The 25,603-nt window shown below is 69.7% G+C and carries 21 protein-coding genes; 17 read left to right on the top strand and 4 right to left on the bottom strand.

The genetic code is table 11. The features are described from left to right. Positions 1 to 138: 138 nt before the first annotated feature. On the bottom strand, positions 139 to 2,271 hold the full coding sequence (locus ACWDUZ_RS10850; RefSeq protein WP_451631481.1) for an alpha-galactosidase: 2,133 nt from the start codon (positions 2,269 to 2,271) through the stop codon (positions 139 to 141). Positions 2,272 to 2,449: 178 nt separating this feature from the next. On the opposite strand from ACWDUZ_RS10850, the gene ACWDUZ_RS10845 reads away from it, so the two are divergent. From ACWDUZ_RS10845 to ACWDUZ_RS10815, 7 genes are read left to right on the top strand one after another with little or no spacing between them, the layout of a single operon-like run. Continuing rightward, positions 2,450 to 3,625, top strand: coding sequence for an ROK family protein (locus ACWDUZ_RS10845; protein ID WP_451631480.1), 1,176 nt, complete (start codon positions 2,450 to 2,452; stop codon positions 3,623 to 3,625). 18 nt (positions 3,626 to 3,643) lie between these two features. Beyond that, a complete protein-coding gene (locus ACWDUZ_RS10840) occupies positions 3,644 to 4,957 on the top strand; it encodes an ABC transporter substrate-binding protein (RefSeq protein WP_451631479.1) in 1,314 nt (437 codons plus the stop codon). 22 nt (positions 4,958 to 4,979) lie between these two features. Further along, positions 4,980 to 5,903, top strand: a complete 924-nt coding sequence (locus ACWDUZ_RS10835; RefSeq protein ID WP_451631478.1) for a carbohydrate ABC transporter permease — start codon at positions 4,980 to 4,982, stop codon at positions 5,901 to 5,903. Beyond that, positions 5,900 to 6,823: a carbohydrate ABC transporter permease gene (locus tag ACWDUZ_RS10830; RefSeq protein ID WP_451631477.1), complete on the top strand. Its 924-nt coding sequence runs from the start codon at positions 5,900 to 5,902 to the stop codon at positions 6,821 to 6,823. Before ACWDUZ_RS10835 ends, ACWDUZ_RS10830 begins: the two co-directional genes overlap by 4 nt. Before the next feature lie 48 nt (positions 6,824 to 6,871). Further along, positions 6,872 to 8,698: an alpha-galactosidase D gene (locus tag ACWDUZ_RS10825; protein WP_451631476.1), complete on the top strand. Its 1,827-nt coding sequence runs from the start codon at positions 6,872 to 6,874 to the stop codon at positions 8,696 to 8,698. Positions 8,699 to 8,757: 59 nt separating this feature from the next. Beyond that, positions 8,758 to 11,130, top strand: coding sequence for a glycosyl hydrolase family 95 catalytic domain-containing protein (locus tag ACWDUZ_RS10820; protein ID WP_451631475.1), 2,373 nt, complete (start codon positions 8,758 to 8,760; stop codon positions 11,128 to 11,130). Next, positions 11,127 to 12,341 (top strand): SGNH/GDSL hydrolase family protein, encoded by a 1,215-nt coding sequence (locus ACWDUZ_RS10815; RefSeq protein WP_451631474.1) that lies wholly within the window; start codon positions 11,127 to 11,129, stop codon positions 12,339 to 12,341. The genes ACWDUZ_RS10820 and ACWDUZ_RS10815 overlap by 4 nt, the downstream gene beginning before the upstream one ends. Before the next feature lie 249 nt (positions 12,342 to 12,590). Here ACWDUZ_RS10815 and ACWDUZ_RS10810 read toward each other — a convergent pair whose 3' ends face one another. Continuing rightward, on the bottom strand, positions 12,591 to 12,959 hold the full coding sequence (locus ACWDUZ_RS10810) for a VOC family protein (protein ID WP_451631473.1): 369 nt from the start codon (positions 12,957 to 12,959) through the stop codon (positions 12,591 to 12,593). Between the two features lie 266 nt (positions 12,960 to 13,225). Between ACWDUZ_RS10810 and ACWDUZ_RS10805 the strand changes: the two genes are divergently transcribed. From ACWDUZ_RS10805 to ykgO, 5 genes are all read left to right on the top strand, one after another. Further along, entirely contained in the window at positions 13,226 to 14,038 is an 813-nt protein-coding gene (locus ACWDUZ_RS10805) for an alpha/beta fold hydrolase (protein ID WP_451631472.1), read from the top strand. Positions 14,039 to 14,359: 321 nt separating this feature from the next. After that, positions 14,360 to 17,263 carry a M4 family metallopeptidase gene (locus ACWDUZ_RS10800; RefSeq protein WP_451631471.1) on the top strand — a complete coding sequence of 968 codons (2,904 nt, stop codon included), beginning with the start codon at positions 14,360 to 14,362 and terminating at the stop codon, positions 17,261 to 17,263. Between the two features lie 807 nt (positions 17,264 to 18,070). Next, positions 18,071 to 18,232 (top strand): 50S ribosomal protein L33, encoded by a 162-nt coding sequence (gene rpmG, locus ACWDUZ_RS10795; RefSeq protein ID WP_451631470.1) that lies wholly within the window; start codon positions 18,071 to 18,073, stop codon positions 18,230 to 18,232. A 53-nt stretch (positions 18,233 to 18,285) separates the two neighbouring features. Next, a complete protein-coding gene (locus tag ACWDUZ_RS10790) occupies positions 18,286 to 18,543 on the top strand; it encodes a type B 50S ribosomal protein L31 (RefSeq protein ID WP_451631469.1) in 258 nt (85 codons plus the stop codon). Positions 18,544 to 18,586: 43 nt separating this feature from the next. Then, positions 18,587 to 18,709 carry a type B 50S ribosomal protein L36 gene (gene ykgO, locus ACWDUZ_RS10785; protein WP_451631468.1) on the top strand — a complete coding sequence of 41 codons (123 nt, stop codon included), beginning with the start codon at positions 18,587 to 18,589 and terminating at the stop codon, positions 18,707 to 18,709. A 76-nt stretch (positions 18,710 to 18,785) separates the two neighbouring features. Here ykgO and ACWDUZ_RS10780 read toward each other — a convergent pair whose 3' ends face one another. Together ACWDUZ_RS10780 and ACWDUZ_RS10775 are read right to left on the bottom strand one after the other, a co-directional pair. Beyond that, positions 18,786 to 19,241 carry a nitroreductase family deazaflavin-dependent oxidoreductase gene (locus ACWDUZ_RS10780; RefSeq protein ID WP_451631467.1) on the bottom strand — a complete coding sequence of 152 codons (456 nt, stop codon included), beginning with the start codon at positions 19,239 to 19,241 and terminating at the stop codon, positions 18,786 to 18,788. Between the two features lie 190 nt (positions 19,242 to 19,431). Next, entirely contained in the window at positions 19,432 to 20,181 is a 750-nt protein-coding gene (locus ACWDUZ_RS10775) for an IclR family transcriptional regulator domain-containing protein (RefSeq protein ID WP_451631466.1), read from the bottom strand. A gap of 116 nt (positions 20,182 to 20,297) precedes the next feature. On the opposite strand from ACWDUZ_RS10775, the gene ACWDUZ_RS10770 reads away from it, so the two are divergent. Genes ACWDUZ_RS10770 through ACWDUZ_RS10750 form a run of 5 tightly spaced genes read left to right on the top strand, consistent with a single transcriptional unit; the run spans position 20,298 to position 25,441 of the window. Further along, complete coding sequence (locus tag ACWDUZ_RS10770; RefSeq protein WP_451631465.1) at positions 20,298 to 21,599, top strand: Rieske 2Fe-2S domain-containing protein; 1,302 nt, start codon at positions 20,298 to 20,300, stop codon at positions 21,597 to 21,599. Continuing rightward, entirely contained in the window at positions 21,599 to 22,063 is a 465-nt protein-coding gene (locus ACWDUZ_RS10765) for an aromatic-ring-hydroxylating dioxygenase subunit beta (RefSeq protein WP_451631464.1), read from the top strand. The genes ACWDUZ_RS10770 and ACWDUZ_RS10765 overlap by 1 nt, the downstream gene beginning before the upstream one ends. Positions 22,064 to 22,068: 5 nt before the next feature. After that, positions 22,069 to 23,040 carry a PdxA family dehydrogenase gene (locus ACWDUZ_RS10760; protein WP_451631664.1) on the top strand — a complete coding sequence of 324 codons (972 nt, stop codon included), beginning with the start codon at positions 22,069 to 22,071 and terminating at the stop codon, positions 23,038 to 23,040. After that, a complete protein-coding gene (locus ACWDUZ_RS10755; RefSeq protein WP_451631463.1) occupies positions 23,037 to 24,044 on the top strand; it encodes a 2Fe-2S iron-sulfur cluster-binding protein in 1,008 nt (335 codons plus the stop codon). The genes ACWDUZ_RS10760 and ACWDUZ_RS10755 overlap by 4 nt, the downstream gene beginning before the upstream one ends. Positions 24,045 to 24,067: 23 nt before the next feature. Then, positions 24,068 to 25,441, top strand: coding sequence for an MFS transporter (locus ACWDUZ_RS10750; protein WP_451631462.1), 1,374 nt, complete (start codon positions 24,068 to 24,070; stop codon positions 25,439 to 25,441). The last annotated feature ends 162 nt before the right edge of the window (positions 25,442 to 25,603 follow it).

Here is a 25,603-nt window from a genome sequence, read left to right as displayed (position 1 = left end):
GGCCCGCCCGGTGTTCAACTCCTCGCCGACCGCCGCCGGGAAGTACCGCGACCTGGGCGGTTCCACCCAGCCGCGCCCCGCGGGGGACAGGCCCGGCCCGCCAGGGCCCAAGGGGCTGCCGCAGTCCGCGCCCGCGCCTCACTCCCCGTCCGGCACCCGGACCAGATGCACGGCCGTGCTCGCCCAGTTTCCGGACGGCAGGTCCAGGTGCAGGCCGTATTGCGTGAGCAGTGTGGAGTGATGGACGGCGCCGGTCTCGGTGTCGCGGTAGCGGGCGCCCGCCGGCAGGCCGCGCAGGCGGACGGGGAGCACAGGCATGCCGTGGCGCGGGCTGCGCCGGTAGGCGAGCAGCAGCAGCTCACCGGCGTCCTCGGCGAGGTACTGCACCGCTGTGGGTGTGTCGCCCAGTGGCTCGCCGAGCCGGTACTGACGGCCCTGCTGGACGAGGTGGCGCACCTTCTTGTACGTCGTCACCAGCGCGGCTCCCTCGGCGAGTTCCTCCTCCGACCAGCGGGTGAGGTCGCCGCCGACGCCCAGCAGGCCGGCCATGGCGACATGGAAGCGGAAGCGCAGCGGGACCGAGTGGCCGGTGAGCTGGTTGGGCACGTCGGTCACCCACGCGGACATCACACGCGCCGGGTAGACCTGGCCGAAGCCGTGCTGGATCACCAGGCGGTCCACGGCGTCGGTGTTGTCCGACACCCACGCCTGGTCGGTCCGCGAGAGGATCCCCAGGTCCACGCGGCCTCCGCCGCCGCTGCAGGTCTCGATGCGCAGATGCGGGTGGTCGGCGCGGAGCCGGTCGACGACGTCGTAGAGGTTGGTCACGTACCGGGTCCACAACCGGTCGTTGCCGTCGCTCTCCTCGGGCCAGCCGGCCTCGCCGAACGCGCGGTTCATGTCCCACTTGAGGAAGTCGACGCCGTGGTCGGCGACGAGCCGGGTCAGCCAGTGGTGCGCCCAGTCGGCCACGTCCCGGCGGGCGAAGTTGAGCACGAGCTGGTTGCGCATCTCGGTGCGCTCACGGCCCGGCACGTGCAGCACCCAGTCCGGGTGCGTGCGGTACAGGTCGCTGTCGGGGTTGACCATCTCCGGCTCGACCCAGATGCCGAACCGCATGCCCAGTGCGTGCACCGCCCGGGCCAGCGGGCCGAGGCCGTCCGGGAACCGGTCGGGTGCCGGGGACCAGTCGCCCAGGCCCGCCCGGTCGCTGCGGCGGGCCCCGAACCAGCCGTCGTCCACGACGTAGAGCTCCACCCCGAGCAGCGCGGCGCGCTCGGCCAGGGCCTTCTGGCCGGCCTCGTCGACGTCGAAGCCGGTGGCCTCCCAGGAGTTGTACAGCACGGGGGCCGGCTCTGTGGCGTGCGGCAGGACGTGGGCCCGGGTGTAGGCGTGCCAGGCGCGGCTCGCGGCCCCGAAGCCGCCGTCGCTGTAGAGGCCGGCGAAGACCGGGGTAGTGAACTCCTCCCCGGGGGCGAGGGGCACGCACGTCCCGTCGTGGCCGACGCCGCCGGTCACGCCGGTGCGTCCGTCCGGGGTGCGCTGCGCGGTCAGGCGCCAGCTTCCGCTCCAGGCGAGGACGGCGCTCCACACGGGGCCGTGGTCCTCGGTGGCCGTCCCGCTGTCGAGCATGACCCAGGGGTTGGCATGGTGACTGGTGATGCCGCGCCGGCTGGTCAGCACGGTCTCGCCGAACGGCAGGGGATCGCGGCGCAGCTGGCTCTCGGCCGACCACTGGCCCGTGACGTGGCTCAGCCGGTAGCCGGCCAGGGGCGGCAGCGTCCATGCGGCCGAGTCGGCCCGCGGCAGTTTCAGGTGCTCGTGACCGTCGTTGCGCAGCACGGTCCAGCGCTCGATGACGTCGGTGTCCTCGCGGACCCGGTAGTGCAGGGCGACCCGCAGGGGATAGAGCCGGTCCCGGAACTCCAGGACCAGCTCCGCGCTGCCGGGCACGTCGGTCAGGACGTGGTGGTCCGTGGGCTGCCATGCGAAACCGCGTGAACCGTCGGGACGGCGCACCTGCAGCGACGGCGGCCCGTAGCGGGTGCCGCCGTCGACGGGCAGTTCCTCGCCCACCGGTGGGCGGCCCTCGAAACTGCTGTGCAGGTTCCCCGCCGGGACGGCCAGCGCGTCCGCCTCCGCCGTGGTCAGCCGTGGCCCCCAGGCGACATGGCAGGGCGCGCCACTGTCGTCGATCCGCAGCGCGTAGGACGTGTGCGAGGTGGTCAGCAGCCAGATGCCGGTGTCCGGGGAGCGGGAGATGAGCGGCATGGGACCTCACGATCAGAGGGTCAGCGAATGCTCAGGAGAGCCAAGCGGGTCCTTCGATCATGTGTCAACCCCCGTCTGTGCCCGATGTTTTGAAGGTGTGACATGTCGGAGCCCGGTCTTTTGGCAAGTTCTGTTTCTTTCATTGACAGCAGAAATTATGGGTCGTAGGTTCCCGGCCATGCCGTCGACCTCCCGTGTCGAGGCGTTCCCGGCCAACACGCCGGCCGCCTCCCAGATCTTCACCACCGTCCTGTCCCACGGCCCCCTCACCAGGCTGGAGGTGGCACGGCGGGCCGGCCTGTCCCCGGCCGCCGTGACCAAGGCCGTCCGGCCGCTGATCGAGGCCGGCTACCTGGTGGAGGACGCCAACGCGCAGGCGCGTCCCGTGCTCGGGCGGCCGGCGAACCTGGTCCGTGTCGACGCAGGGCGAGCCCTGTTCATCGGTCTGAAGGTGACCGGCGACGAGATCATCGGGGTGCTCGCCGACCTGTGCTGCCGCATCCGCGTCGCCCGGCGCGTCCCGCTGCGCGGCCGGGAGCCCGGCCCGGTGCTGGCCGTGGCCGCGGAGCTGGTGGGGGAGTTGCTCACCGAGGCGGACGGCTTCGGCGTGCGCGTCCTGGGACTGGGCATCGCCGTCTCCGGCGACGTGGACCGGGCCGAGGGCACCGTGCGCTACTCGCCCTTCCTGGAGTGGCGGGACGTTCCGCTGGCCGAACTGGCCGCCATGACCTGCGGGTTGCCGGTCACCGTGGACAACGACGTGCGCGCCCTCACCGTCGCCGAGCAGTGGTTCGGCGACGGCGTGGGACTGTCGGACTTCGCCGTCGTCACGGTCGGCGCCGGCATCGGCTGCGCTCTCGTGGTGCACGGCCGGGTCGTGGCCGGCGCGCACGGCGTCGCCGGTGAGATCGGCCATGTCACGGTCGACCCGGCCGGCCCGCCCTGCCACTGCGGCAACCGCGGCTGCGTGGAGGCGATCGCGGCGGACGCCGCGATCGTCGCCCAGGTCCGCGAGGTGACCGGCATCGAGGTCGCCGACACCGCCGCGGCCGTCGACCTCGCCCACCGGGGCGACGCCGGCGCCCGCGCGGTCTATGCCAAGGCCGGGGCGGCGATCGGCAGAGGCATCGCCACGGTGGCCAACCTGCTGGGCCCCGAACGCGTGATCATCTCCGGCGAGGGACTGGCCGCCTACGACCTGTTCGCCGAGCAGATCCGCGACGCCTTCACCGCGGCGGCCTTCGGCTCCGCCGCCCGATGCGAGGTCCACACCCGCCCGCTGCCCTTCGAGGAGTGGGCGCGCGGCGCCGCCGCCACCGCCATCCAGTCCTTCATCACCTCAGACCTGAACTGACACGCACGAGGAGCGAGAATGACGCAGCAGAGCCGCACACCCCTGGCTGCGCGTGGTCCCGGCCGCCGCGAAGTCGTCGGCAGCATGCTCGCGATCGGCGGGGCCGCCCTGGCCGCACCGGTCCTCACCGCCTGCGGCGGGGGCGCGGGCACCGACCCCAAGACGGTCACCTTCGGCTCCAACGGCGCCGACGCCACACCCAAGTCCGCCTACGCGGCGCTGACCCAGGCGTTCACCAAGGACTCCGGCCTGAAGGTCAGGACGAACACCGTCGACCACGACACCTTCCAGAAGTCCATCACCAGCTACCTTCAGGGCACCCCGGACGACGTCTTCACCTGGTTCGCCGGCTACCGCATGCAGTACTTCGCCAAGAAGCGGCTGTGCTCCCCGATCGACGACGTCTGGGAGAAGATCGGCGGCAACTTCAGCGAGGCCACCAGGCAGCTGTCCCGCGGCGAGGACGGCAAGTACTACTTCGTGCCGCTGTACAACTACCCGTGGGCGGTGTTCTACCGCAAGAGCCTCTTCCAGGAGCGCGGCTACCAGATCCCGCAGAAATGGGACGAGTTCGTCGCCCTGGCCCGGCAGATGAAACGGGACGGCCTGTCGCCCATCGCCTCCGGCTACGGCGGCGGCGACAGCTGGTCCGTCCTCGGCGCCTTCGACTACCTCGACCTGCGCGCCAACGGCTACGACTTCCACATGCAGCTGATGCGCGGTCAGGTCTCCTGGACGGACAAGCGCACCGCCCGCATCCTCGACCTCTGGCGCGAGCTGACCCCCTACTACCAAAGCGGCGCCGGTGGCCGCTCCTGGCAGGACGCGGCGCAGTCTCTGATCGACAAGAAGTCCGGCATGGCCGTCATCGGTCTCTTCCTCGGCCAGCAGATCACCGACGAGAAGATACGCGCCGACATCGACTTCTTCCCCTTCCCCGAGATCGACGCCGGCCACGGTCAGGACGCAGTCGAGGCGCCCACCGACGGCTTCATGCTCAGCCGCAGGCCCAAGAACGAGGACGGCGCGAAGAAGTTCCTCCAGTTCCTGGGCAGCGCCCGCGCCGAGCAGCAGTACATGGGCGTCGACCCGAGCAACCTCGCCGTCAACGACAAGGCGAGCACGTCCTCGTACAACGCCCTGCAGAAGAAGTCCGCCGAACTCATCGCGTCCGCCCGGCACATCAGCCAGTTCGCCGACCGCGACAGCGACCCCGGATTCATCTCCACCGTCGTCCTGCCCGGACTGACCCAGTGGCTCGGTCACCCGGACGACGGCGCCGGCACACTGAAGAAGATCGAATCGCAGCGCGCGCGATTCTTCACGGCCTGACCCGGACCGGAAGGCCCTCACCGTGTCCTCCCCACCCACCGCGCCCCACCGGCCCGGCCGCCTGAGCACCGGTGACCGCCTGTTCCTGGCGGCCGTCATCGGCATCCCGGTCCTGGCCCTGCTGGTCTTCGTGTGGCTGCCCGCACTCGCCTCCGTGGCCCTGTCCCTCACCACCTGGGACGGCATCGACCTCACCGACATCCACTGGACCGGGTTCGACAACTACCGGCAGATCTTCACCAACTACCCGCCGTTCTGGCCGGCGGTGCGGCACAACGTCGTCTGGCTGCTGTTCACGGCACTGCTGCCCACCCCGTTCGGCATCTTCCTCGCCTACCAGCTCGACAAGAAGATCCGCTTCACCAGGATCTACCAGACCGCGATCTTCCTGCCCATGGTGCTCTCCCTGGCCGTCGTCGGGTTCATCTGGGAGATCATCTACAACCCGGACACCGGGCTGCTGAACAGCGTGCTCTCCGCAGCCGGCACCCCCCACCACATCGACTGGCTCGGCGACCCCGACCTCAACCTGTGGGCCGTCCTGGTCGCCTCCGCCTGGCGGCACACCGGCTACATCATGATCCTCTACCTGGCCGGCCTGAAAAGCTTCGACCCGGCCCTGAAGGAGGCCGCCTCCCTCGACGGGGCCAACGGCCGCCAGACCTTCGCCCGCGTTATTTTCCCCGCCCTGAAACCGGTCAACGTCATCATCCTGGTGGTGACGGTGATGGAGTCCCTGCGCGCCTTCGACATCGTCTACGTCCTCGGCGGCGGCGTCGGCAGCAAACCGGGCATGGAACTGCTGTCCCTGCTGATCACGGACAACATCATCGGCGAGTCCAGCCACATCGGCTACGGATCCGCGCTCGCCGTCGTCCTCCTGCTGGTCTCCCTCGCCGCGATCGGCACGTTCCTTCTCCAGACCTTCCGCAAGGAGGACCAGTGACCACGACCGCGGTGCGACCGCCCACCGGGACGCCGTCGGCCCACCGGTCCGCACACCAGAGCCCCGCACGTCCCAGGCGCGACACCGGCCGCCACATCCTGCTCACCGGCGTCTCACTGCTGTGGCTGATCCCGCTGCTGTGGGCCGTCTACACCTCCGTGAGGTCGTACGGGGACACCGCGAAGAACGGCTACTTCTCCTGGCCGCGCGGCATCAGCCTGGAGAACTACTCCGACGCCTGGACGCAGTCCGGCATGCCGCACTTCTTCCTCAACTCCCTCCTCATCACCATCCCCTCCGTACTGGGCACCCTGCTGTTCTCCGCGGCGGTCGCCTTCTTCGTCTCCCGCTTCGACTTCCGTTTCAACATCGCGCTGCTGATGCTGTTCACCGCGGGCAACCTGCTGCCCGCGCAGGTCCTCATCACCCCCCTGTACCGGCTGTACCTGCTCATCCCGCTCCCGCAGTGGATGAGCGACTCGCTGCTGCTGTACAACTCCGCCTGGGGCATCATCGTCATCCACATCGCCTACCAGTGCGGCTTTTGCACCTTCGTCCTCAGCAACTACATGAAGACGATCCCCAAGGAGATCTCCGAGGCCGCCGTCGTCGACGGCGCCCAGGTGTGGCGCCAGTTCTTCCAGATCATCCTGCCGCTGTGCCGCCCGGCCTTCGCCGCCCTGGCGACGCTGGAGTCGATCTGGATCTACAACGACTTCTTCTGGCCGCTCACCCTCATCGAAACGGGTGACAAACGCCCCATCACCTCCGCGCTGGCCAACCTCCAGGGCCAGTACTTCACCAACCCCAACCTGATCGCGGCCGGCGCCCTCATGACCGCCGTCCCCACCCTGCTGGTCTACTTCGCGCTCCAGCGCCAGTTCATCAGCGGCCTCACCATCGGCTCGGGCAAGGGCTGAGCCGCCCCCGTACGCCCCCCACCGAAACCATCCCAGGAGGTCCGACCCATGCGGTCATCCTCGTACTCCACCCTGCCCGCACGCGCCCTGAGAACACTGGTGGTCCTGGCCCTCGCCGCGGGCACGGCCGCCGCCGCCCCGGCGGCCCGCGCCCAGAGCGCCACCCCGGCCGGGGCCCAGGACCCCGCGCACAGCACCGCCCTCGCCGCCAAGCCGTACATGGGCTGGTCGAGCTGGAGCATGCAGTCCTCGAAGTACCCCGGCCTGAACCCGGACGGCGACTACAGCTACCTCACCGAGGCCAACGTCCTCAAGCAGACCGACGCCCTCGCCGCGAAACTGAAGAAGTACGGCTACACCTACGTCAACATCGACGCGGGCTGGTGGCGCGATACGACCTGGAAGCCCGAGTTCGACCCGTACGCACGGCAGCAGGCCGACCCCGTCCGCTTCCCCCGCGGCATGAAAGCGGTCGCCGACCACATCCACGCCAAGGGCCTCAAGGCCGGCATCTACCTGCCCGTCGGCCTGGAGAAGGAGGCGTACGGCGAGGGCAGGACACCGATCTGGAACGCCGACGGCTGCACCACCGCCGACATCGTCCACGACGACCTGCGCACCACCAACGGCTGGGACAGCTCCTACAAGCTCGACTTCTCCAAGCCCTGCACCCAGAAGTACGTGGACTCCCAGGCCCAGCTGCTGGCCGACTGGGGCTACGACTTCCTCAAGCTCGACGGCGTCGGCCCCGGCTCGGGCAAGAGCGGCGAACAGTACGACAACGTTGCCGACGTCGCCGCCTGGCAGCAGGCCATAGCCGCCACCGGCCGTCCCATCCACCTCGAGATCTCCTGGTCCCTGGACTACGGACATGTCGCCGACTGGAAGAAGTACTCCAACGGCTGGCGCATCGACACCGACGTCGAGTGCTACTGCAACACCCTCGTCAGCTGGGAGAACTCCGTCGACGACCGCTTCGACGACGCCCCCGCCTGGACCCGCCACGCCGGCCCCGGCGGCTGGAACGACCTCGACTCCCTCGACATCGGCAACGGCGAGATGGACGGCCTGACCAAGGCCGAGCGGCAGACCTACGCCACCCTCTGGGCCATCGCCAAGTCCCCGCTGTACACCGGCGACGACCTCACCAAGCTGGACTCCTACGGCCTGTCCCTGCTGACCAACACCGAGGTCATCGCCGTCGACCAGGGCGATGCCCCGCCCGCCGCGCCCGTCACCGCAACCGACCCGCAGCAGGTGTGGGCCGCGAAGAACCCCGACGGCACCTACACCGTCGCCCTGTTCAACCTCGCCGACAAGCCCGCCCCGGTGACCGCGCACTGGTCCACCCTCGGCTTCACCGGCAAGGCCAAGCTCCGCGACCTGTGGAACCACGAGAACCTCGGCACCTACACCGACAAGGTCACCCAGGCCCTGCCCGCCCACGGATCCCGCCTGTTCCGGGTCACCCCCCACGGCCGGCCCCTCACCTGGTCCGGCATCGAGGCCGAGTCCACCACCAACACCCTCTCGGGCAACGCCTCCGTCGCCGACTGCCCGGCCTGCTCCGACGGCAAGAAGGTCGGCAACCTCTACCAGGGCGGCAAGCTGACCATCAACGACGTCCACGTCGACAAGGCCGGCACCTACCAGATCAAGGTCGCCTACGTCAGCGGTGACGCCCGGTCGGCCGCCGTCTCGGCCAACGGCAACGGCGCCGTCAGCCACACGTTCCCCTCCACCGGCGACTGGGCGACCGTCAACACCGTCTCCATCCCGGTGACCCTCAAGGCCGGGACCAACACCATCACCTTCGACAGCGGTTCCGGCTACGCCCCGGACATCGACCGGATCGACGTACCGAAGTCCTCCTGACCCCCGCCGCGGGCCCGGCCCGAGGGGGCCGGGCCCCGGCCCAGACTTCCGGAGCCGCCATGAACCCCCGCCCGCACCACCCCAGCAGAAGAACCCTGCTCTCACTCGCCGCGACGGCCGGCCTGACCACAGCGCTGGCCGGCCTGCCCGCGTTCACCGCCTCCGCCGCACCCCGGCGCCCCACCACCGCACCCCCGCCCACCTCCCCACGCGACCAGCTGTGGTGGCAGGCGCCCGGCGACGCCCACTCCCTGATCGAACAGGGCCTGCCCGTCGGCAACGGACGCCTCGGCGCCCTGGCGAGCAACGACCCCGGCCGCGAACTGCTGCTGATCACCGACGCCACGATGTGGACCGGCGGCCTCAACGACACCCTCGACGCCGACGGCCAGTTCCCCTACGGCCGCACCGACTTCGGGTCCCTCACCCTGCTCGCCCGGCTGACGGTGGACATACCCGAGCACGACCTGTCCGCCGTCAACGGATACCGCCGCACCCTCGACCTCGCCCAGGGCCTGGTCACCAGCACCTACGTCCACGCCGGCGTCACCTACCGCCGGCAGATCTTCGCCAGCCGCCCCGACGACGCGATCGTCCTGCACTTCACCCACAGCGGCGGCGGCCGCTACACAGGCACCATCACCCTGGAAGGCACACACGGCGAAAAACCCACGAGCGCCGAGTCCTTCGCAGCCGTACTCCCCAACGGCCTGCGCTACGGTGCGGCGATCAAGGCCCACGGCAGCGGCGGCCGGATCCGGGTCCACGGGTCTCACATCGAGTTCACCGGCTGCACCGACCTCACCGTGGTCCTCAGCGGCGGCACGAACTACACGCCCCATGCGAGCACCCACTACCGCGACCCCTTGCTCGACCCCGAGGAACTCGCCCGCCGCAAGGCGGCCGCCGCCGCACGCCATCCGGCCGACACACTGCTGGGCACCCACGTCGCCGACCACCGCCCCCTGTACGAGCAGCTCGGTCTCACGCTCGGCACGTCCACCCACGCCCAGCGCTCGCTGGACACCTGGGAGCGCCTGCGGGCACGGGCCCGCGACGGCGTACCCGACCCGGAACTCGAAGCGGCCTACCTCCAGTACGGCCGCTACCTGATGATCTCCGGCTCACGAGGCAGCCTGCCCCTCGGACTGCAGGGCCTGTGGCTGGACGGCAACGACCCCGACTGGATGGGCGACTACCACACCGACATCAACATCCAGATGAACTACTGGATGGCCGACCGGGCAGGCCTGTCCGCATGCTTCGACGCCTTCACCGACTACTGCCTCGCCCAGCTGCCCTCCTGGACCGACCTCACCCACCGCCTGTTCAACGACCCGCGCAACCGCTACCGCAACTCCACCGGCAAGATCGCCGGCTGGACGGTCGCGATCTCCACCAACCCCTGGGGCGGAGGCGGCTGGTGGTGGCACCCCGCCGGCAACGCCTGGCTGAGCAACAGCCTGTACGAGCACTACGAGTACACCCAGTCACGTCAGTACCTGGCCAGGATCTACCCGCTGCTCAAGGGCGCCTGCCAGTTCTGGGAAGCCAGGCTGCTGCCCACCACCCTGCCGGGCACCTCACACGAGGTCCTCCTCGCCGACAGCGACTGGTCGCCCGAACACGGCCCGCTGGACGCCAAGGGCATCACCTACGCCCAGGAACTGGTGTGGGCGCTCTTCGGCAACTACACGGAAGCGGCGGCGGTGTTGCACAGGGACGCCGACTACGCGCACACCATCGCCGCTCTGCGCGAGAAGCTGTACCTGCCGCAGGTGAGCGAAAAGACGGGCTGGCTGGAGGAGTGGATGTCACCCGACAACCTCGGCGAGACCACCCACCGCCACCTGTCCCCGCTCGTCGGCCTCTTCCCCGGCGACCGCATCCGCCCGGACGGCTCCACCCCGAAGGACATCGTCGACGGCGCCACCGCGCTGCTCACCGCCCGCGGAACGGAGAGCTTCGGCTGGGCGAACGCCTGGCGCGCCCTGTGCTGGGCCCGGCTGAAGAACGCCGACAAGGCCTACCAGCTGGTCACCAACAACCTCCGCCCCTCCACCGACGGCAGCAACGGCACCGCCTTCAACCTCTTCGACATCTACCAGGTCGAGCAGGGCCGCGGGATCTTCCAGATCGACGCCAACCTCGGCACACCGGCGGCGATGATCGAGATGCTGCTGTACTCCCGCCCCGGACACATCCAGCTCCTCCCGGCGCTGCCCGACGCCTGGGCCGCCTCCGGCTCCCTCGACGGCGTCCCGGTGCGCGGCGGGTTCGTCATGGACCTGCAATGGCGCGAGGGCACACCGACACGGGTACGGCTGCGCAGCGTCGGCGGCCGTACCACCACCGTGGAGTTCGGCGGGGTGTCGCGGACGGTGACGCTGGCGCCGGGCGAGTCGGTCACGCTGAAGGGGTTCACCCGATGAGGCCCCGCCGGAGCCGGATGCCTGCCCTGGCCGCTCTCGCTCTCGCCGCCCTGTTTGTACCGGCCGCCCCCGCGACGGCCCGGACCGCACCCACCGGGCGTGAGGTCATCACCTGGGCAGCCAGTGCCGACCGCTTGGGGGAGGGCGTGCCGGACCGCGGATACCGGCTCGTGGTCCACACCAGCGTCGGTGGCGGCGGCCTGCGCATCCGTCTGTCCAACGCCTTCGGGGACCGACCCGTGACGTTCGACAGCGTCTACGCCGGCGTCCAGGCCGCCGGCGCCGAACTGGTGCACGGCACCAACCGGAGGCTGACCTTCCACGGAGCGCGATCCGTCACCGTGCCGGCCGGGGCGACTGTCTCCAGCGACCCGCTGCCGGGCCGGGTGCCCGCGCAGACCGACCTGGTGATCAGCGTGCACAGTCCCGACGCGGCAGGTCCGGCCACCGGGCACGGCATGGCCATGCAGACGTCGTACACCTCCCAGGGCGACCACACCGCGCAGGAGAGCGCGGAGAACTGGGACAACACCATCGGCTCCTGGTTCTACCTGGACGCGGTGACCGTCCGGGCCTCCTCCGGCACAGGAGCCGTGGTGGCGCTCGGCGACTCCATCACCGACGGCTGGCAGTCCAGCACGGACCTCAACCGCCGCTGGCCGGACTACCTCTCCCGCCGGCTGCAGAAGTCCACCACCACGACGGTGAAGGGGGTGGCCAACGAGGGCATCTCCGGCAACAAGGTGCTGGCCGACGGTGCCGGGCAGAGCGCGCTGAACCGGCTCGACCGGGACGTGCTGTCCCACCCCGGCGTGCGCACGGTGTTCGTGTTCGAGGGCGTCAACGACATCAAGGCCCATACCGGCGTGACCGCCCAGGACATGATCGCCGGATACGAGAAGATCGCCGAACGTGCCCACGCGGCCGGGAAGTGCGTCGTGGGAGCCACGATCGGCCCCTTCAAGGGCTGGTCCGAGTGGGACCCGGCGGCGGAGGCCGTGCGCCGGGACGTGAACGCGTTCGTCAGGGACAGCGGGGCCTTCGACGCGGTCACCGATTTCGACCGCGTGCTGCGCAGCCCCTACGACCACGAGCGCATCCTGCCGTTCTTCGACGGCGGCGACCACCTGCACCCCAACGACAAGGGCATGCAGGCCATGGCCGACGCCGTGGACCTCCCAGCCCTCGACTGCGCGTCCGGGCCCAGCTGAGCCGGCCGGCCCGGCGACAGCGTCCTGGCCGTCACCGCGCCGCGGCTCACCGCCTGGGCGGGCAGCCGCGGCATCGGCGGTCGGCTCGGCGAGGACGAGCCCGCGCCCGCGGCCCGGACCGCACCCGTGCACCGCCGCCCGCACCCGTGCACCGCCGCCCGCACCCGTGCACCGCCGCCCGTGCCCGGATGCGGCCGGCCGGCGCGCTCGCCGAGCCAGGCCGCCGATGCGTCTCACCCCACAACAGCGTCACCGGGCCGGGATCGGCTGGGTGAGGTTCACAGGGTTGCCGTCGGGGTCCTGGATATGGGCGACGCGCTGTCCCCACGGCATGTCGTTGGGGCCGCTGCGGACCGAGCCGCCCAGCGCCGTCACCCGGCCGAGCGTCTCCTCGACGTCGTCGACACCGATGCTGAGCAGGATCCGCGGTGCCGCCCCGGTCCCCGCCTTCGTCTCGGCCACCAGCCCGAGGTCGGTGTCGCCGATGCGCAGACCGAGGTAGAAGGCCGGGCCTTGCGCCGGTACCCGGAAGATCTCCTCGGCGCCGAACAGCTGCGTGTAGAAGCCGCGCAGGACTTCCTGGTCGGCAGTGATGATCACTGGCTGGATGGTGGACATGGCTCTCCTGTCGGGAACGGTCGTGTCGCCGGGTAGACCGTGCGAGGACGGTGAACTCATCGGCGCACCCGCCCTGCCAGACGATCTGCACCCCGGACTGCCGCCCGCGACCCGTACGAGCCGCCCGAAAAGGGCGTCACACCACCGTGGACCAGCCACTTCACGACGGCGCAGCTTCAACGACCGCGCCCCGGCCCCGTCTCGGGCTGTCCCACGATCCAAGATCGCCCTGTAGGCCGGGTGACCACGAAGTAGAGTGCCGGCCCATGACCTGGACAACGGTTCGTGGCGCCGTACTTCACTACGACGACGTCGGTCCCTCCCGCGGGGCTGCCGTCGTCCTGGTCCATGGTCACCCTTTCAACCGTTCGCTGTGGGCTCCGCAGGTCACCGCGCTGACGGGCGCGGGCTACCGGGTGATCGCGCCTGATCTGCGCGGCTACGGCGACAGCGACGTCACCGCGGGCACGGTGTACCTGTCCGACTTCGCCGATGACATCGCAGCGCTCCTGGACCATCTGGGCATCGAGCAGACCGTGATCGGCGGGGTGTCGATGGGCGGGCAGATCACCATGGAGTTCCAGCGCCGGCACGGTTCGCGCGTACGGGCGCTGATCCTGTCCGACACGTCGGCACCGGCGGAGACCGAGGACGGCAAGGCCTTCCGCAATCGGCTGGCCGACCGCCTGCTGGCCGAGGGCATGGACGGATACGCCCGCGAGGTCATCGACAAAATGCTCGCCGCCTACAACGTCACCGCACTGCCGCAGGTCGCCGAGCAGGTGCTGGGCATGATGCGTTCCACCGATCCACGCGGGGCCGCCGCCGCACTGCGCGGCCGCGCGGAACGGCCGGACTACCGCCCCACCCTCACCGGTGTCGACGCCCCCGTCCTGATCGTCGTCGGAGCCGACGACGTCTTCACGCCGCTCAGCGAGGCCCAGGAGATCCAGCGCCACGTCCCGCATGCGGAGCTGAGGGTCATCGACGAAGCCGGGCATCTGCCCGGCGCCGAGCAACCCGAACAGTTCAACACCGTTCTGCTCGACTTCCTCGCCCGGCAGACAGCTGCCCGGTGACCGGTCCCCACCCTCTTCCCGCCCGCTTTCCGAAAGCCGCGGGAGCCGTCATCACGGCGCGATGACCGATCGATACACCGTCATAGGACGGACCGATCTTCCGACGAGGCGGAGCAGCCGGCACGTGTCCGCCTGACGCGCCCCGGTTGAAGGTGCCGCTTTCACACCTGTGCAACTGCACGTACCCGCCTCGGACTTCTCCTTGTCACGGTGTGCGTGTGACAGGGAAGGTGCAGCAAGCCGCAGGCGCGACGGCGCGCCGCTCACCTGACACCCCACTACCGGGCCCGGGCTGCGCCGGGCCGTCGGAGGCACCTGTCCATGGCATCACCCATACGACAACGGCTCGTCCGCAGACCCGGTCACACCGGTCCGGTCGCCCTGCTCGCTGCGACGGTCCTCCTGGCCGCCGGCGCCACCTCCGCGCATGCGGCCGTGCCACCGGTGGTGGGCAGTGATGCCGCAGGACGGGCGACGGACACGCCCGCCCTGGTGGACGGCCTGGCCGACGCGGCGGACGCGTCCGTGCCGGCGGCGACCGCGGCCCGTACCCATCTGGCGGGCCACAAGGACCGCTACCACATCCCTTCCCCCGACCGGGACCTGGTCGCGGACGCCGTGACGGTGGACGCCGACGGCGGCGAGACGGTGCGTCTGGACCAGAAGTACCGCGGAGTGCCCGTGCTGGGCGCCCAGTACGTGGTGCGCATGACCCACAAGAACGGCAAACGGACCGTCACCGGCACCTCCGGTTCCTACTTCACCGGCCTCGACGTCGACACCGACCAGAAGACCGCCCCGGCCGAGAGCGCCGTGGACGATGCGGTACAGCACGTACGGAGCGCGCTGGCCAGGGGCGGCTACCTCCCCAGTCACGCCAGGAGCGGTTCGGCCGCCCTGTCGGGCGTCGACCGCGGGCTGACGATCCTGCCCACGGGCAAGGGAGTCCTGGCCCGCCATGTCACCGTGCGGGGCACCGACCCGGTCACCGGCGCACCGGTCGTGCAGGAGGTGTACGTCGACGCCGCCTCCGGCACGGCGCTGTTCGAGTCCGGCGGACTGCCCACCTTCGCCGCGCCCGGACAGACCCCGGGACAGACCGCCGGCGCCCGCCCGGGTGGCACGCAGGCCAAGCAGAACAGGACCGACCGGTCCGGGGCCGGGGCAGCCGGGTCGGCGAGCGTCACCGGAACCGGCACCCTGCTCAACGGCTCCACCGTGACGCTGAACCTCACCAAGGACGCCGCCGGTACGTACCTGCTGCGCGACACCGCGCACATGGCCGACACCCGGCAGCACAATGCCATCCAGACCTGGGACGCCTCCAGCGTCTGGTACCAGGACGTCTCCGGCCAGTGGCCCGACACCGTCGTGCCGTTCACCTCGCCCACCCGGCAGCTCGGTTCCGACCTGACCGGCTCCGGCGCCGTCGACGCGCACTGGGCGGCGGGCAAGGTGTACGAGTTCTACCGCGGCACCTTCCACCGCAACAGCCTCGACGGCCAGGGCATGGCCATCAACTCCCTGGTCGGCGTGACGGATTTCGGCAGCCCGTTCGTCAACGCCTTCTGGGACCACACCAAGATGGTGTACGGCACCGGCGACGACGAGTACCGCTCGCTCGCCTCCGACCTCGACGTGGTGGGCCACGAGATGACCCACGGCGTGGTCGAGCACACCGCGAACCTCGTCTACTCCGGCCAGTCCGGCGCCATGAACGAGGCGATCGCCGACTACTTCGGCAACGTCATCGACGTCACGGTCAACCACACGCCGATGAACGACCCGGACGCGGGCCTGATCGGCGGCGACCTGTGCCGCACCCGCACGCCGCAGGAGTGCGCGTTCCGCGACCTCAACGACGGCGCCACCACGGCGCACTTCCTCGGCATGCCGCTCGGCGCGACCGGCGACAACGGCGGCGTGCACCTCAACTCCACGATATTCAGCGGCGCGCTGTGGGACATCCGCGAGAGCCTCGGCGGCACGCTGGCCGACAAGATCGTCTACCGGGCGCTGACCTCCTACATCACCCCGCTCGACGGCTTCGAGGAGGGCCGGGACGCGGTCGTCGCCGCGGCCAGGTCGCTCGGCGTCAAGGGCAGCCGCCTGGACGTCGTCAAGGGTGCCTTCGACGCCCACGGCATCGTCGCGGGCTGGGAGAAGAACCTCGGCCTGGACAGCGACGTGCTGCTGGGCAGGCTCGGCACACTGCCGCAGTACGTCGGCAGCGGCAACGCGCCCAGCGCCGGCGGCGGATGGTGGGCGGTGCCGAAGTCCAGCCCCGACGGCGTCGACCCGTACGCGGTGTGGGTGGGCCGCATCGACGGCAAGGGCAAGCCGCGCCGCGTCTCCCCGGCCGACGGCCGCAGCCACATGAGCGCGGTCACCGACGGCAAGCGCGTCGTCTGGGTGGCGGTCGGCAACGTCCCCGACGACCCGTGGTCCCACACGTACGACATCATGTCGGCACCGGTGCACGGCGGAAAGCCGAAGACCCTGTTCAGCGCCCCCTCCGAGGTCACCGGCGTGAGCGTCGACGGCGACACCGTGGCCTGGTCCCACCGGGACCCGGCAAGCGGACTGCTGCGGGTCTACTACCTCAAGGGCGATGCCACCACCCCCCAGCAGGTGCCGATGGACCGCGACTACAACCAGTCCTCCCGGCCGGCCGTGCGCAACGGACGCATCGCGTACATCCACGACGGGCTGATCGACGGAAAGTACGGGGTGCAGGTCGAGATGTACGACATCGCGGCCGGCACGACAACGGTCCTGGGCACGCCCTCACAGCCGGAGTGGATCAGCAACCCGGTCATGACCTCCTCGGACGTGTACTGGCTCATCGACACCGACTACACCGACCAGGACCAGACGACCCTGCGCCGGGCGCGCCTGGAGGGCCCTGACGCTCCCGTGGTCAGCGACGTCATCCCGGAGAAGAGCGACCTGGCCACACCGGCCTACGGCCTCGCCGCCACGGACACCGCGGTCACCCTGACCGTCTACCCCTCGTGGGGCCAGGTCTTCGACGACCCCAACGACTCCTTGTCCAAGCTCTACCAGTTCACCCCGGACGGCGCTCCGCTCGGCCGCGTCTCCTGCGGCGTCGGCCAGCAGTCCAACGCGGCGGCCGACACCGGCAGCCGCGTGCTGTGGATGGACACCACCACGACCGACACGGACCTGGTGACCCGCAACCACCCGGCGGGCACCTGCGCCTGAGCCCTGAGCACGACCACACAGGCCCCGCCTGCGAGCCACAAGCCCGCAGGCGGGGCCGCCGCGCCGGGCGGGCGTACCGTGCGTCGGCTGCGTGATCTTCGTCAGCGCTGCCGCGTTCGGCGCAGGCCGATGACGAGGCCGGCATCCGGGGCGACCCCGGCGGCGCCGGCCCTCGGCCGGTCGTCGTCGATCCGGACAAGTCGCTCCCTCTACGGCCGACCGGGCGGGAGGAGCCGCGACCGCTCACCCGGGCGACGCGCTCGGGCGAGCGAAGCCGATCTGTGAGCTCTAGCGTCGTAGTGCCGTGTGCTGACAGGACGCATGGCACGGGCGGCTCCCACACCACGCGCCCTGGTCGGGAGCCGCCCCGCACCCCGTCCTGGGCCCACCGGAGCGCGGGGCCGAGCCGGCCACCGGCGCTCGCGGCCTGTCACCTCATCGACGCCGTCCGACGTCCACCCGGTACACGAGCGGCGTCAGTGTGAGGCCCGCAGAGCGGGCAGCCCAGGTTCCGGAGAAGGGTGCGTGAGCGTGCCGTCAGGGCGGGAACAACCGTGAGGGGGGACGTGTTGCAGGCGATGTGACCGTGGAGGGGACAGTGTCCCCGGGCCTCACCTATTGCCTGCGGGGACGATCGTCCGGCTGAAGCCCCGCAGAGCCTTTCGCCGCGTAGGCGACCGCCCTCCACGATCACACCTTGCATCCCGCCCACCGGATGGGCCGCGCCGGAATACGGCGAACGCCGACCGTGTTGGACCACATGCATGACATGTTCCCGTCAATACACGGGGACGGAAGGAGCCTCCCATGGCACGCAGTACCGCGCGGCCGGTCGTCCGGCTGACGTCGACGGCAGGTACCGGAGTCACCTACGTGACCCGCAAGAACCGCTCGAGCGACCCCGGCCGACTGGTCCTGCGCAAGTACGACCCGGTCGCCGGCGAGCACGTCCTCTTCCGCGAAGCGTGACGAAGTCCGTCGCCGTTGCCCGGCGACGAAGGCCCCTGAGGAAGGACACCCCCGTGAGGCACGGCATCCACCCCATCTCTCGTCCCGTCGTCTTCCGCGACCGCGCGACCGGCTTCCAGCTGCTCACCCGCTCCACCATCGACACCGAGCACACCATCGAGTGGGAGGACGGCGTCACCCACCCCGTGGTCGACGTCGAGATTTCGTCGGCCGGCCACCCGTTCTACACCGGTGGCTCCCGCGTCGTGGACACCGCGGGACGCGTGGAGCGCTTCGAGCGGCGCTACGGCACCGCCACGACCCGCCGCTGACCGCGCCCCCCGTCCGCCGGCCTGCGACCGAGGGAGATTGGTGATGAAGGTACGCACGTCGCTGCGCTCGTTGAAGGACAGGCCCGGCGCCCAGGTGGTGCGCCGCCGGGGCAAGACCTTCCTGATCAACAAGAAGGATCGGCGTTTCAAGGCCCGCCAGGGCTGACGAGCCGCTCCACCCACCGGACGGCCCGGCACCGTGAGCACGGTGCCGGGCCGTCCGAGACACATGCCGAACCAGGTCAGTTCGCACTCGGGCTTGCCGGCTCCAGTACGAACACCGGAATCTCCCGCTCGGTCCTGCGCTGATACTCCGCGTACGGCGGGTACGCGGCGACCGCCCGTTCCCACCACTGGGCCTTCTCCGCTCCGGTGACCTCGCGCGCTCGCATGTCCTGCTTGACGAGGCCGTCCTGCAGCTCGACATGCGGATCGGCCTTGATGTTGAAGTACCAGAACGGATGCTTCGGTGCACCGCCCTGTGAGGCGACCACCGCGTACATGCCCCGGTGGGCCACTCGCATCAGCGGCGTCTTGCGGATCCTTCCACTCTTCGCGCCCCGGGTCGTCAGGATGACGACGGGCAGTCCGATGTCGGGTGAGGTGTTCCCCTTGGACCCGGCGGAACTCTCGTACAACTCCACCTGATCGCGCACCCACTGCTCCGGGCTCGGCTCGTACTCACCTTCGAGCGGCATGCACCCGTCTCCTTCGTCGTTGCGGTACGTGCCGGGGCGAGCGGACACCGGCACGCATGCGTGCGTCTCTGCCGTCAGCTCTGTGCAACTCCTCAGAAGTCAGCGCCCGGGAGCAGTGACTTCTTACCGAGCTTGTTCCGCTTCGACGAATGGCTTCGGGGTGTCGGTCAGGTGGGGCGTGCGAGTTCTCCTACAACTGACGCCCGAGCGCTGCCGCGTGCTGCTGCATGACGGGAGCAACCCGGTCGCAGAGTTCCTCGACGGTCACACGGGAGCTCGAGGTGCTGACGGAAATGGCGGCGACCAGCTGACCGCCCGGATCGCGGACCGGGACGGCGACGGAGAGCAACCCGACTTCGAGTTCCTCGACGTTGATCGCCATGCCCGAGGTGCGCGCGGCCTGGACGCGCTCTTCGACTTCGGCGGCTGTGGTGGGGGTCTTCGGGGTGCGTGCGGGAAAGGGAGCGGCGGCCAGGTAGTCGGCCAGCTCGGTCGGATCGAGGCCGCCGAGCAGGACCTGTCCGGTGGAGGAGGCGTAGAGGGGGAGTCGTGCTCCGACACGTATGCCGTTGTCGATGATCCGGGTGCCCTCACTGCGTGCGATGAACAGTGAGCTGTTGTCGTAGCGCACGGCCAGCGAGGCGGACTCGTCGATCGCGTCGCGGATGGCCGCGAGGTGCGGCTGGGCGAGCCGGGGAAGCACAGCGGACTCGCTGTAGGTGGTGCCGATGCGCAGCATGCGAGGCGTGGGTGCGAAGAACTTCCCGTCGAAGGTGACGTAGCCCAGCTCGGTGAGGGTGTTCAGGCAGCGGCGTGCCGTTGCCCGGCTCAGGCCGGTGGCCCGCGCCGCGTCGCTGATGGTGAGTCGCGGCACGCCGTCCCCGAAAGCCTCGAGGATCGCCAGACCTTTGGCGAGCCCTGCCATGCCTTCAACAGTCATCGGTTCCCCCTATTGACAGATGTGACCGCCGGCAAATCTACTGGCCGTGCGTTCGGAAAGCATACAGATGTTCGCATACCGAACGAGAGCTGTCAAGCACTGCTGGAGGTATACGCATGAGCGCACGGACCACCGAGGCGGGTGCACCGGTACCGGACGCGGTCTCGGAGCGCAGCTGGCCCGAGCTTTTGACCGAGGTGCCGTACTGGGTCTTCCAGGCCGAGGACGTCTACCGGGCCGAGCAGGAGCGGATATTCCACGGGCCGACATGGAACTACCTCTGCCTCGAGGCCGAGTTGGCCGAGCCGGGCGACTTCTGCGCCACTTTCATCGGCGAGCAGCCGGTGCTCGTGACCCGCGACCACGACGGCCAGATCTACGCCTTCGAGAACCGGTGCGCACATCGAGGCTCGCTGATCGCCATGGAGCACTACGGTCACGCCAAGGACTTCACCTGCGTGTACCACGCCTGGACGTACAACCTGCAGGGCGACCTCACCGGTGTCGCCTTCGAAGAGGGCATCAACGGCAAGGGCGGCATGCCGCCGGAGTTCTGCAAGGCCGCTCACAGTCCGCGGCGTCTGCGGCTGGCCAGTGTGCACGGTCTGGTGTTCGGCAGCCTGGACAACGACGTCCCCGACATCGACGAATACCTGGGCCAGGAGGTCCTCGACCGGATCGAGCGGGTTCTCGGCGGCCGCAAGCCGGTGGTGCTGGGCCGGTTCACTCAGACCTTGCCGAACAACTGGAAGCTGTACATGGAGAACGTCAAGGACTCCTACCACGCCAGCATCCTGCACCTGTTCTTCACCACCTTCGGGCTCAACAAGCTGAACCAGAAGGGCGGCATCATCGTCTCGGAGAACGGCGGCCACCACGTGAGCTGGTCGGCCATCAACCGAGAGGCAGAATCTGCCGGGGAGCACTACAAGGATCAGAAGATCCGCTCCGACTCCGAGTACCAACTCCAGGACCCGTCGCTGGTCGACGGTTTCAGCGAGGTCGGGGACGACATCACGCTGCAGATCCTGTCCGTCTCGCCCGGCTTCGTCCTCCAGCAGATCCAGAATTCCGTCGCCGTACGCCAGGTGCTCCCGACCGGAGTCGACTCGACCGACCTGCACTGGACGTACCTCGGCTTCGAGGACGACACCGAAGAGCAACAGCTGATCCGGCTCAAGCAGTCCAACCTGGTCGGTCCGGCCGGCTACGTCTCCATGGAAGACGGCGCCATCGGCGGCTTCGTGCAGCGTGGCATCGCCGGGGCGGGCAACGAGTTCGCAACCGTCCAGATGGGCGGTGACCAGGCGACCTCCAGCGAGAGCCGGGTCACTGAGGCTTCGATCCGCGGCTTCTGGAAGGTCTACCGCGAGGCGATGGGCTTTGCCGACGGTGCGGACGAGGGAGCGCATGCCTGATGTACGCGCACAATCTGATCAGCCGTGCCCAGGGGCGCTATGTGCACACCATCGACGACGGACTGATCGACGACTGGCCGGAGTTCTTCACCGACGACGCCTTCTACAAGGTCACCACCGCCGACAACCACCGTCGCGGCCTGCCGGCGGGGATCATCTGGGCGAACAACAAGGCGATGCTCAAGGACCGGGTCTCCGCACTGAAGGAGGCCAACATCTACGAGCCGCACGCCTACCGGCACATGCTCGGACAGCCCTTCGTGCTGGAGGAGAACGAGACCGGGGCGAGGAGCGAGACCTCGTTCCTCGTCCTCCGCATCACCGGCAACGGACCGGCCGAGGTGTTCGCCAGCGGCCGCTACCTCGACGAGTACGTCTTCGAGGACGGCAGGGCCCTGATCAAGCAGCGGATCGTCGTCTGCGACAGCTCCCGGATCGACACCCTGCTGGTGCTGCCGCTGTGACCAGGATGCCCAGGCTGCTCCTCACGACCGGCGATCCGAACGGGATCGGACCGGAGATCGCTCTTGCAGCGGTCGCCGGGCTCGGTGACCGGGCACCGGTCGTCGTCGGCGATCGCCATGTACTCGAACCGTACGCCGAGCGCACAGGGCTCGCGTTGCGCACGGCTCAGCCGGGCGCACCGGCCCAGCGCGGCGTGTGCGACCTGGTCGACGTCGGCGCCCTGGCCCCTTCCGACCTGGCGGTCGGTCACGTCAGCGCACCTGCGGGCGCGGCCACCATCGCCTACGTCACCGCGGCAGTGCGGCTGGCGAGGGACGGCGAGTACGCCGGTGTGGTCGCCTGCCCGCATTCGGAGACCGCCGTCCACCGGGCCGGGATCGCCTTCGCCGGCTACCCGCCGCTGATCGCGGAACTCACCGGCACCCCCCTCACGAAGGTGTTCCTGATGCTGGTCGGCAGCGGCCTGCGGATCGCGCACGTCACACTGCACGAGAGGCTGGCCGACTCGCTGGCACGACTGACCCCCGAGCTGGTCACCGACGCCGGGCTGGCGCTGCACCGGGCACTGCGGGCCAGTGGCGTCGCCCATCCGCGCATCGGCGTCTTCGCGATCAATCCGCACGCCGGTGAGGGCGGCCTGTTCGGCGACGACGACAAGCAGATCACTGAGCCCGCGGTGACCGCTCTGCGCGAGCGTGGCGTCACCGTCGAGGGTCCGACCGGAGCCGACATCCTGCTCGGCGGTGCCCGCGACCACGACGCATACCTGGCGATGTACCACGACCAGGGACACATCCCGGTCAAGATTCTGGCTGGACGCACCGCGGCGGCGGTCACCATCGGTGCCGGTGCGCCGTTCTCCAGCGTGGGCCACGGTCCTGCCTTCGACATCGCCGGGCAGGGCAGTGCCGACCCGAGTGCCGTGCTTGCGGCTCTCCGACTGCTCGCTTCCGACTGTGCAGGAGGATGGAGATGACCTTCACCATCAGCGTCCGGGACTCGGACATCGCCTTCCCCTGCGCGCCGGGGCAGAACGTCCTGGACGCCGCCGAGACGGCCGGCTGGACGATTCCCTATTCCTGCCGCAAAGGCGTGTGCGACACCTGCCTCGGCTCGGTGACCGCGGGACCGCTGGACATACCAGGGAGCGGTTCCCTCTGCGGTCCCGCCGAGGTCCGGCTCTGCCGGGCACAGCCGAGCGGCGACATCGAGATCGCGCCGCGCCGGATCACGACGCGGACCGCTCCGGTGCGCAAGCGGCTGACCACGACGGTGCACCGGCGCCGCCAAGTAGCCCCTGGAGTCACCGTTCTCGACCTGCGCTACCCCATCGGCCGGCGCGCACCCTTCCGGGCCGGCCAGTTCCTCAACGTCATCCTCGGCGACAGCGACACCCGGTCGTACTCGCTGGCCAATGCACCCCAGCACAACAACCTCGCCCAGCTGCACATCCGGCACAAGCCCGACGGCGCGTTCTCGGCCCGGATCCTTCAGCAACTGGAGTTCCACGACACCGTGGAGATCGAGGCACCCTACGGCGAGTTCTGCGTCGAGGACGGCGACGACCCGCTCCTTCTGCTCGCCACCGGCACCGGCTTCGCACCCATGCGGTCGATCATCCTCGACCACATCGCCCGGCGCCTTGCCCGCCCCGTCCACCTGTACTGGGGCGTCCGCACCCGCGAAGAGCTCTACGCGCACACCACCCTGCGAGCCTGGAGTCGGCGACACCCCTGGTTCCGGTTCACCCCGGTGCTCTCCCGGCCGCACACCGGCTGGGAAGGCGCCACCGGTTGGGTACAAGCAGCCGTGATCGCGGACTACCCCGACCTGAGCAGCCACCACATCTACGCCTGCGGCAGTGAGGCCATGACCCGAACGGCCGCCGAGGAGCTGGCGCGCGAGCGCGATGTGGCGCCTGACCGGTTCCACTCCGATGCGTTCGTCCCGGCCGTGGGCGCCTCCGTCAATGTTGCCTAGTCGTCCTCCACCTGGAGCACATCATGTCCGACACCGCTTCATCCCCGTCCGCCACCGTGTCGGGGCCACCGCGAACGCTGCGGTTTCCCGGCTTCATAGACGAGCGCCCCCTGGGCGGTTTCCAGTTGCGCACCACACTCCTGTGCGGGCTGGTCATGCTGCTCGACGGATTCGATACGCAAGCGATCAACTACATGGCCCCGGCGATCACCCGCGACTGGGGAGTGTCCAAGGGCACCATGGCCACCGTCTTCTCGGCCGCACTGGTCGGCCTGATGCTCGGCTACCTGCTGCTCGCTCCGCTCGCCGACAGACTCGGCCACAAACGCCTGGTGATGGCGGGAGTCGCGCTCTTCTCGCTCTCGACGCTGGCTTCGGTGTGGGTGCAGAGCCCAGATCAGCTCATCGTCATGCGGTTCATCACCGGAACGGGTCTCGGTGCGGCCACCCCGAGCACCATCGCGCTCACCGCCGAGTACAGCCCCAAGCGACTGCGCGCCAGCCTGGTTCTGGCGATCTACTGCGGATTCTCGCTCGGGTTCGTGGCCGCCAACTACACAGCCGGCTGGCTCATCCCCGCCCATGGCTGGCGTTCGGTCTTCATCGCCGGTGCCGTGCTGCCGCTGGCCTTGCTCCCCGTACTGGCCTGGCGGCTGCCCGAGTCCATCTCCTACCTGCTGCACCGCGGGGATCACACCAAGGCCTACGCCCTGACCCGGTCGATCGACCGGACGCTTCCGGAGACGGGCCAGGCACAGCTCGAGGCGGAAAGCGCCGACCCGGGTAAGCGGGTCAAGGTCACCCAACTGCTCTCCGGCAGGCAACTGCTCGGCACCGTCCTGCTCTGGGGCGTCTTCGCGATCAACCTGGCGATGTTCTACGGCCTCCAAAGCTGGATGCCGACCATCCTCAGTGAGCGCGGGTACTCTGCGGGCACCCTGGCGACCGCCGCGTCCATGACGACGATCGGCGGCATCGTGATCGCCTTCGTGATCGGTCCCGCGATGGACAGGCTCGGCGCCTACAGCTCCCTGAGCGCGCTCTACTTCGTCGGCTGCGGCTTCCTGATCCTCATGAGTCTGGTGCTGGGCTCGCCGGTATGGATGGTCCTGGCGGCGATCTTCTTGATCGGCTGCACGGTCAGCGGTGGACAGAAGAGCGTCATCGCACTCGCCGCGGCCTTTTATCCCGAAGAAGTACGCGCCACCGGCCTGGGGTGGGCACTGGGCATCGGTCGCGTCGGCGGAATCCTCGGCCCGGTGATCGTCGGAGGCCTGCTGGCCGGCGGCATAGGCCACGAGCGGCTCTTCATGATCCTCGTGATCCCCACCGCGCTGTGCGGTCTGATCGTCCTGTACCTCGGGCGTCGCGCGAAGCAGCAGCCCAAGGTGGTCTGATCCCGAACGACGGTCCTGTGCCCGACCGACGAGCCGCGCCGGATCGTCCTCCACAGGGCACTGACATCCGCCGCCGGCCCGGTTTCTGAACGCCTGCCCGCGCCGGCGCGACGGAACGCCTGCCTTTGCGACGTCCTGGCCGTGTACGACGAACATGTCGGC

The organism is Streptomyces sp. NPDC003393, assembly GCF_053589015.1.
Note: the sequence above shows the minus strand (reverse complement) of the source record. Positions and strands in the feature narration are given on the sequence as shown.

What these genes read in the sequence shown, in the direction of transcription:
- ACWDUZ_RS10845 (WP_451631480.1), top strand. Translation starts at nt 2,450, where the DNA reads ATGCCGTCGACCTCCCGTGTCGAGGCGTTCCCGGCCAACACGCCGGCC.
- ykgO (WP_451631468.1), top strand. Translation starts at nt 18,587, where the DNA reads ATGAAGGTACGCACGTCGCTGCGCTCGTTGAAGGACAGGCCCGGCGCC.
- ACWDUZ_RS10775 (WP_451631466.1), bottom strand. Translation starts at nt 20,181, where the DNA reads ATGACTGTTGAAGGCATGGCAGGGCTCGCCAAAGGTCTGGCGATCCTC.
- ACWDUZ_RS10810 (WP_451631473.1), bottom strand. Translation starts at nt 12,959, where the DNA reads ATGTCCACCATCCAGCCAGTGATCATCACTGCCGACCAGGAAGTCCTG.
- ACWDUZ_RS10805 (WP_451631472.1), top strand. Translation starts at nt 13,226, where the DNA reads ATGACCTGGACAACGGTTCGTGGCGCCGTACTTCACTACGACGACGTC.
- rpmG (WP_451631470.1), top strand. Translation starts at nt 18,071, where the DNA reads ATGGCACGCAGTACCGCGCGGCCGGTCGTCCGGCTGACGTCGACGGCA.
- ACWDUZ_RS10840 (WP_451631479.1), top strand. Translation starts at nt 3,644, where the DNA reads ATGACGCAGCAGAGCCGCACACCCCTGGCTGCGCGTGGTCCCGGCCGC.
- ACWDUZ_RS10820 (WP_451631475.1), top strand. Translation starts at nt 8,758, where the DNA reads ATGAACCCCCGCCCGCACCACCCCAGCAGAAGAACCCTGCTCTCACTC.
- ACWDUZ_RS10815 (WP_451631474.1), top strand. Translation starts at nt 11,127, where the DNA reads ATGAGGCCCCGCCGGAGCCGGATGCCTGCCCTGGCCGCTCTCGCTCTC.
- ACWDUZ_RS10760 (WP_451631664.1), top strand. Translation starts at nt 22,069, where the DNA reads ATGCCCAGGCTGCTCCTCACGACCGGCGATCCGAACGGGATCGGACCG.
- ACWDUZ_RS10850 (WP_451631481.1), bottom strand. Translation starts at nt 2,271, where the DNA reads ATGCCGCTCATCTCCCGCTCCCCGGACACCGGCATCTGGCTGCTGACC.
- ACWDUZ_RS10825 (WP_451631476.1), top strand. Translation starts at nt 6,872, where the DNA reads ATGCGGTCATCCTCGTACTCCACCCTGCCCGCACGCGCCCTGAGAACA.
- ACWDUZ_RS10750 (WP_451631462.1), top strand. Translation starts at nt 24,068, where the DNA reads ATGTCCGACACCGCTTCATCCCCGTCCGCCACCGTGTCGGGGCCACCG.
- ACWDUZ_RS10770 (WP_451631465.1), top strand. Translation starts at nt 20,298, where the DNA reads ATGAGCGCACGGACCACCGAGGCGGGTGCACCGGTACCGGACGCGGTC.
- ACWDUZ_RS10755 (WP_451631463.1), top strand. Translation starts at nt 23,037, where the DNA reads ATGACCTTCACCATCAGCGTCCGGGACTCGGACATCGCCTTCCCCTGC.
- ACWDUZ_RS10800 (WP_451631471.1), top strand. Translation starts at nt 14,360, where the DNA reads ATGGCATCACCCATACGACAACGGCTCGTCCGCAGACCCGGTCACACC.
- ACWDUZ_RS10780 (WP_451631467.1), bottom strand. Translation starts at nt 19,241, where the DNA reads ATGCCGCTCGAAGGTGAGTACGAGCCGAGCCCGGAGCAGTGGGTGCGC.
- ACWDUZ_RS10765 (WP_451631464.1), top strand. Translation starts at nt 21,599, where the DNA reads ATGTACGCGCACAATCTGATCAGCCGTGCCCAGGGGCGCTATGTGCAC.